The following is a 6494-nucleotide window of genomic DNA, read 5'->3' as shown; positions in this document are numbered from 1 at the left end:
GTTCGACTTTTTATACAAACAAAAATAGATCAGTTATTTTTCCAGATTGGTATAAAACTTAGACGCTAATCATCTAAATTTAGCAAAACGCCGACCCTAGGGTCGGCGTTTTTGTTTTATTTTAGTCTTAACTTCCGGCTTCTAGCTTGGTTTGTGGCGCTTGATAAATAGCGTAGATTTCTTCAGCCAAAATTTTAATGCCGGCCTGTACATCGGCTTCTGATTGCGCATAGTTGAGGCGAATACATTCTTTACTGTGCTGCCAGTGTTCATCTTCAATGCCCGGAAAGAAGTAGTGCCCAGGAACCACTAATAGCCCCTTTTGTTTTAAGCGTTCATACAGCTCTTGGCAATGAATAGGTAAGTCTTCAAACCACAGCCATAAAAACAAAGCGCCTTCGGGTTTATGAATATGAAACTGTGGCAGACTAATGGCGGCTTGTAACCAAGTGACTGCTTGTTGTGCTTTGTGTTGGTAGTAAGGCTTAATGACTTCGTTGCTGAGTTTTAGCACATCGCCATTTTCCATCATCGGCAACGTCATGGCAGGCCCCACACTACCCGGTGCCAAGTTGATAATGCCGCTAATATTGGTCATGGCTTTAATTAATTCAGGCTTGGCGACCACAATGCCACAACGCACGCCTGGTAGGCCCAGCTTAGATAAGCTCATACATAAAATGGTATTGTCGTTCCAAAATGGCTTAGCTTCACTGAAGATAATATTAGGGAAGGGCATGCCGTAGGCATTATCGATAAGGAGCGGAATGCCTTTGTCTCGAGCAATCATATCGAGGCGCATCACTTCTTCATCGGTAAGCACGTTACCTGTGGGGTTAGTAGGGCGTGATACACAAATTAATCCGACATCATCACCGACTTCTAAGTTATCGAAATCAACGTGATACTTAAATAGGCCGTCTTCAAGTTGGGTGATAGTGGGCTTGCAGGCCACAAAGTGATCTTCACTGAGTGCCCCGTCACCATAGCCAATATATTCTGGTGCTAATGGAAACAAGACCTTCTTTTTGCGGCCGTCATTAAATTCACCGGCCAATAAGTTAAACAGGTAAAAAAAGGCGGTTTGGCTGCCGTTGGTCAGGGCAATATGTTCAGGACCAATGGCCCAGCCCAACTCGTTTGATAGCAGTTTGGCTAGCGCATTAATGTAGGCATCTTTGCCTTGTGGCCCGTCGTAATTGGCCATGGCTTTAATTAAATCGCCGTTTTTGATCAGCTGTTGTGCTTGTTGGTCAAGGTAAGATAACACCTCAGGAATCGCCGCCGGATTACCGCCGCCGAGCATAATGGTGTTGGGGGTGGTCAGGCCTTGATTAAGGTCGTCCATTAATTGGGTAATACCGGCATGGCGGGTAAATTTTTGGCCAAACGTTGAGAATTCCATGAGATCACTTACCAAACAGAAGAAAAGTTAATAATAATGCTCACGTTATCCGATATCGAATGAGCTGTCGACCAACTAAAAAGCCCCGCACAGGGCGGGGCTTTGAAGAAAGCTGTACGTCGTGCGCCATACGCCGTAAGTTAAAGATCAAAGAGCATATCTGCAACGGAAGAACGCAGAATGACGCGGAACAATAGTGATCAGATCTGAAAGTGATTATTAATGGTAAGAGCTAAACACTCGAACATCACAGAGCGCACTCTTAGCCATTTAAAATCTTAACTCCTTGTCGATCTTATCCCATGTTAATTTTTCCGTGGGTTTTGCGGATTCCGTTGCCAAAATTTCTAGTCTTTAAAGTTATCTACTGCAGCAACGAGATATCTGCAATTTGCAGGAATAGGTTGCGTAGCTGGTTGAGCAGGCTTAAGCGATTTAAACGCAAGGCTTGATCATCCGCCATCACCATTACCTGATCGAAGAAGTTATCGACGCTTTCACGCAAGGTCGCTAACTCGCTTAATGTACTGTTGTAATCGGCATTGGCAAATAGCGGCGTTAGGCGCTCGCTTAATTCGCTTAACTGGGTGGCCAGCGCTTGTTCGGCCGTGTCTTGCAGCAGCGCCGTGTTCACTTGTGCAGGTATATCGCCATCAAACTTAGCCAAAATATTGCCCACCCGCTTATTGGCAGCGGCAAGGGCTGAGGATGCTTCCAGCTTGCGGAACTCGCTCACGGCTTTTACGCGGGCATCAAAGTCGGCGGGGCGAGTCGGACGACGTGCCAATACCGCTTGAATGACATCCACACCATAACCCAAGTCTTGATACCAAGCGCGAAAGCGGCCCAGCATAAAGTCCAACACTTCGGTGGCTGCGTTAGCATTGCTGAGTTTATCGCCGTATAAAGTGCGAGCTTGCTCAATAATAATAACTAAATCGAGGTCGTAGCCTTTTTCAACAATAATACGCAAGGTACCTAAAGCGGCACGGCGCAGGGCAAAGGGATCTTTATCGCCTTTGGGAGTTTGGCCTATGCCAAAAATACCCACTAGCGTGTCCAACTTATCAGCTAGGGCCACAGCGGCAGAAATGTCTTGGCTAGGCAGCGCATCACCCGAAAATCTTGGTTGATATTGCTCTTTTAGCGCTAATGCGACGGCTTCGTCCTCACCGTCGTGGCGCGCGTAGTGCATGCCCATCACGCCTTGCGTTTCGGCAAACTCACCCACCATATCGGTAACTAAGTCACATTTAGACAGCAAGCCGGCGCGCTCTGCACTTGCTTGGTCTGCTCCCATGGCGGCGGCAATAAAGCCCGATAACACACTGATGCGTTCAGACTTTTCTCGTACCGATCCCAGCTGCTTTTGAAACAGCACAGAGTTGAGTTGTTCAAGGCGAGAAGCCAAGCTTGCTTGACGGTCGTTATCAAAAAAGAATTGTGCGTCGGCTAGGCGCGGGCGTACGACTTTTTCGTTACCGGCAATAATTTGGCTGGGATCTTTAGACTCAATATTGGTCACAAAGATAAAAGTCGGCATTAAATTGCCAGCCTGATCGTAGACCGGAAAGTACTTTTGGTCGCCTTTCATGGTGTGTACTAAGGCTTCAGAGGGGACTTCAAGAAAGTTATTCTCAAAGTTGGCAGTCAGCACCACTGGCCATTCAACCAAAGAAGTGACTTCCTCTAATAAATCTTCATCTAAGTCGGCAACTCCACCTGCAGCAGCGGCCGCTTGGGTGACACCTTCTTGAATAATGGCTTTACGACGCTCAAAGTCTGCTAATACCTTGCCGGTATTTTCAAGGGCGCTTAAATAGTCATCGGCGCTCTGTAACTCAAACTCAGACTCGCCCATAAAGCGATGGCCACGCAGGGTGCGTGAAGACTCGACCCCTAACATATTAGCCGGCAATAATTGTTCGCCAAGTAACAAGGTTAACGTGTGCACAGGACGAATAAATTGAATGCTCTTATCACCCCAGCGCATAGCTTTAGGGATCGGCAAATGACTAAGGGCTTTTTCGACCATGCTCGGCAATAAGTCAGCAGCGGCTTTACCTTTAATATCTGCGATATGCAGCAACCACTCACCTTTGTCGGTTTTTAAACGACTGGCCTGGCTGACCTCAATACCGTTGCCACGAGCCCAGCCCATGGCGGCTTTGGTTGGGTTACCGTCGCCGTCAAAGGCGGCTTGTACCGCAGGGCCACGTTTTTCTACCTGCTTATCGGCTTGGGCCAAGCTCAAACCGGTGACGTAAACGGCTAAACGACGAGGAGCGGCATACCAGTGCACTTGTGAAAAAGTCAGATCTGCACTGGTCAGTTCTTGTTTAAGGTTGTCGGCAAAGGCACTACCTAGGCTGCGCAATGCCTTTGGCGGTAGCTCTTCGGTACCCAATTCAACCAGAAAATTCTGTTCAGACATGCTGATCCCTTATTTTTCTTTATTACACATAGGGAAGCCAAGCGCTTCTCGAGAGGCATAGTAGGCTTCGGCAACGGCTTTGGTAAGCGTGCGAATACGCAAGATATAGCGTTGGCGTTCGGTCACCGATATCGCTTTGCGGGCATCGAGCAAGTTAAAAGCATGACCGGCTTTAAGAATGCGCTCGTAGGCGGGCAGCGGCAGCGGTGTGTCTAGTGCTAATAATGCCTGACACTCTTGTTCGCATTGCTCGAAGAAACCAAATAAATGCTCAACGTTAGCGTGCTCAAAGTTATAGGTTGACTGCTCAACTTCGTTTTGGTGGAAAATATCGCCATAGGTGGTTTTACCTAAAGGACCGTCACACCAGACTAAGTCGTATACTGAGTCGACGCCTTGAATATACATGGCTAGGCGCTCTAAACCGTAGGTAATTTCACCTGTGACCGGTTTGCACTCAAGGCCGCCCACTTGCTGAAAGTAAGTAAACTGCGTGACTTCCATGCCGTTTAGCCAGACTTCCCAGCCTAAGCCCCAAGCGCCCAATGTTGGGTTTTCCCAGTTATCTTCCACAAAGCGAATGTCGTGTACTAATGGATCTAGGCCCAGTGCTTGTAAAGAGCCTAAGTAAAGCTCTTGTAAGTTATCGGGGGAGGGCTTGATCACAACTTGAAACTGGTAGTAATGCTGCAAGCGGTTAGGGTTTTCGCCATAACGGCCGTCGGTGGGGCGGCGTGATGGTTGTACATAAGCGGTGGCCATGGGCTCTGGGCCTATGGCGCGCAAGCAGGTCATGGGGTGAGAGGTGCCAGCACCTACTTCCATATCCAGCGGCTGGACAATGGCACAGCCTTGCTGAGCCCAATAATCCTGCAAGGTCAGGATCAGACCTTGAAAGGTATTGATATCGAATTTTTGCATGATGTAAGCGCCTTGCTATAGGTGCGTTCGCAGAGAAACTAAGGGGTAGAGTATACCTCCTGACCCGATACGAATATAGTTTGAATTATAAGGGCAGCGCCGCGCGCGCAGCACCAAGCACCCAGCTAGAACCAAGGAGTGTGTCGATATTACATAGGCCACGGATGTAGAGGTCATCTTTAGTCGGCCGGTTTTACTTAGCACTAGGAGCTGATTTTCACCCCTCACGTACAAAAAAGGAGCGATTATGCTAATCCGTTGTGGTTGGGTTAATGATGACCCCAGGTATCAGGCGTATCACGATAATGAATGGGGCGTACCTGAATATAATAGTCGCGCCTTGTTTGAAAAGCTGTGCCTTGATGGTCAGCAAGCCGGATTAAGCTGGTTTACCATTCTTTGTAAAATACCGAATTACCGAGCAGCCTTTGCTGATTTTGAGCCCTCTCTGATTGCTGACTTTACCGAGCAGGATGTAGAGCGATTAATGGCAAGTCCAAAAGCGGGCATAGTACGCAACCAATTAAAAATTCGCGCTATTATTACCAATGCCCGTGCCTATCTTGCCATGGAGCAAGAGGGCATTAATTTTAGTGCTTGGTTATGGCAATTTGTGGGAGGCCAGCCAGTTATTAACCATTGGCCAACGCTTGAAGCTGTGCCTACTTATACTATAGAGTCTAAAATGATGGCGAAAGCGCTAAAAAAGCGCGGCTTTTCTTTTGTTGGTGACACAATTTGTTATGCCTTTATGCAAGCGGTGGGCATGGTTAACGACCACTTACTTAGCTGTCATTGTCACCCAAGTCGCGTCAACAGCTGACTTTTATAAGTAAGGAAACTTTGTAGATCTGGGCAAGCAAGGCTATATTTGCAAATACTTGTACTTGTTACATATGGAACCTCATTATGAAAAAAATTGGCTTAACGTTAGCAGCAGCACTGGTGCTGTCTGCTTGTACGACAAATCCTTATACTGGCGAGTCACAAGCATCTAAAGCTGCTATTGGCAGCGGTGTTGGCGCGCTTGCTGGTGCTGTTATTGGTGGTGCATCTGCCAGCTCTAGTGACCGCAAAAAAGGTATTTTAATTGGTGCCGCTTCGGGTGCTGCATTAGGTGGTGGCGTGGGCTACTACATGGATGTGCAAGAAGCGAAATTGCGCGATAAAATGCGCGGTACCGGCGTGAGTGTGAGCCGTAATGGCGACAACATCATCTTAAACATGCCAAGCTCAATCACCTTTGCGGTAGACAGCGCCGACTTATCACCTAGTTTTTATAACACCTTAAGTGGTGTGGCTATGGTATTAAAAGAGTATGAAAAAACCTACGTTAACGTAGTGGGCCATACCGATAACACAGGCTCTGCTAGCCATAACCAAGCTTTGTCTGAGCGCCGCGCCGCGTCTGTTGGTCAGTACCTGATCAGCCAAGGTGCAGCAGCTAACCGTTTTAACATTCGCGGTGTCGGCTACAATCAGCCAGTGGCCAGCAACAACACTGCTAACGGCCGTGCGCAAAACCGCCGTGTAGAGATTACCCTAAGCCCAATGCAGTAAGCCTTTATTGCTGATGTAATGGTTTAATCGGTAAACAAAAATGCCCGCAGTTGCGGGCATTTTTTATGGCTGGCACCAGCTATACGCTATCCGAAAAAACTACGGGTGTTTTTATACCTATCGTATTAAATAAGTAGTCAGTTTGTACTGTCTGTAAAAGCCGAACAAAGGGGC

Annotated in this window: 5 protein-coding genes; 2 read left to right on the top strand and 3 right to left on the bottom strand. The window is 47.6% G+C overall.

Annotated elements, in window-relative coordinates; translation table 11 throughout:
- Positions 1–127: 127 nt before the first annotated feature.
- The 3 genes from ACTHY5_RS10515 to glyQ form a co-directional block, all read right to left on the bottom strand.
- Entirely contained in the window at positions 128–1405 is a 1278-nt protein-coding gene (locus tag ACTHY5_RS10515) for a valine--pyruvate transaminase (protein WP_441879413.1), read from the bottom strand.
- Positions 1406–1769: 364 nt separating this feature from the next.
- Positions 1770–3839 carry a glycine--tRNA ligase subunit beta gene (gene glyS / locus ACTHY5_RS10510; protein WP_441879411.1) on the bottom strand — a complete coding sequence of 690 codons (2070 nt, stop codon included), beginning with the start codon at positions 3837–3839 and terminating at the stop codon, positions 1770–1772.
- A 9-nt stretch (positions 3840–3848) separates the two neighbouring features.
- Positions 3849–4760 carry a glycine--tRNA ligase subunit alpha gene (glyQ, locus tag ACTHY5_RS10505; protein ID WP_441879409.1) on the bottom strand — a complete coding sequence of 304 codons (912 nt, stop codon included), beginning with the start codon at positions 4758–4760 and terminating at the stop codon, positions 3849–3851.
- A gap of 247 nt (positions 4761–5007) precedes the next feature.
- Here glyQ and ACTHY5_RS10500 point away from each other — a divergent pair, with 247 nt between their 5' ends.
- Positions 5008–5583, top strand: a complete 576-nt coding sequence (locus ACTHY5_RS10500; RefSeq protein ID WP_441879407.1) for a DNA-3-methyladenine glycosylase I — start codon at positions 5008–5010, stop codon at positions 5581–5583.
- Between the two features lie 86 nt (positions 5584–5669).
- Entirely contained in the window at positions 5670–6320 is a 651-nt protein-coding gene (locus ACTHY5_RS10495; protein WP_441879406.1) for an OmpA family lipoprotein, read from the top strand.
- Positions 6321–6494 lie beyond the last annotated feature (174 nt).

This window comes from Oceanisphaera sp., from assembly GCF_052084945.1.
Lineage (GTDB): Bacteria > Pseudomonadota > Gammaproteobacteria > Enterobacterales > Aeromonadaceae > Oceanimonas.
The sequence above is the reverse complement of the archived record's forward strand: the minus strand, read 5'-3'. Positions and strand labels throughout refer to the sequence as shown.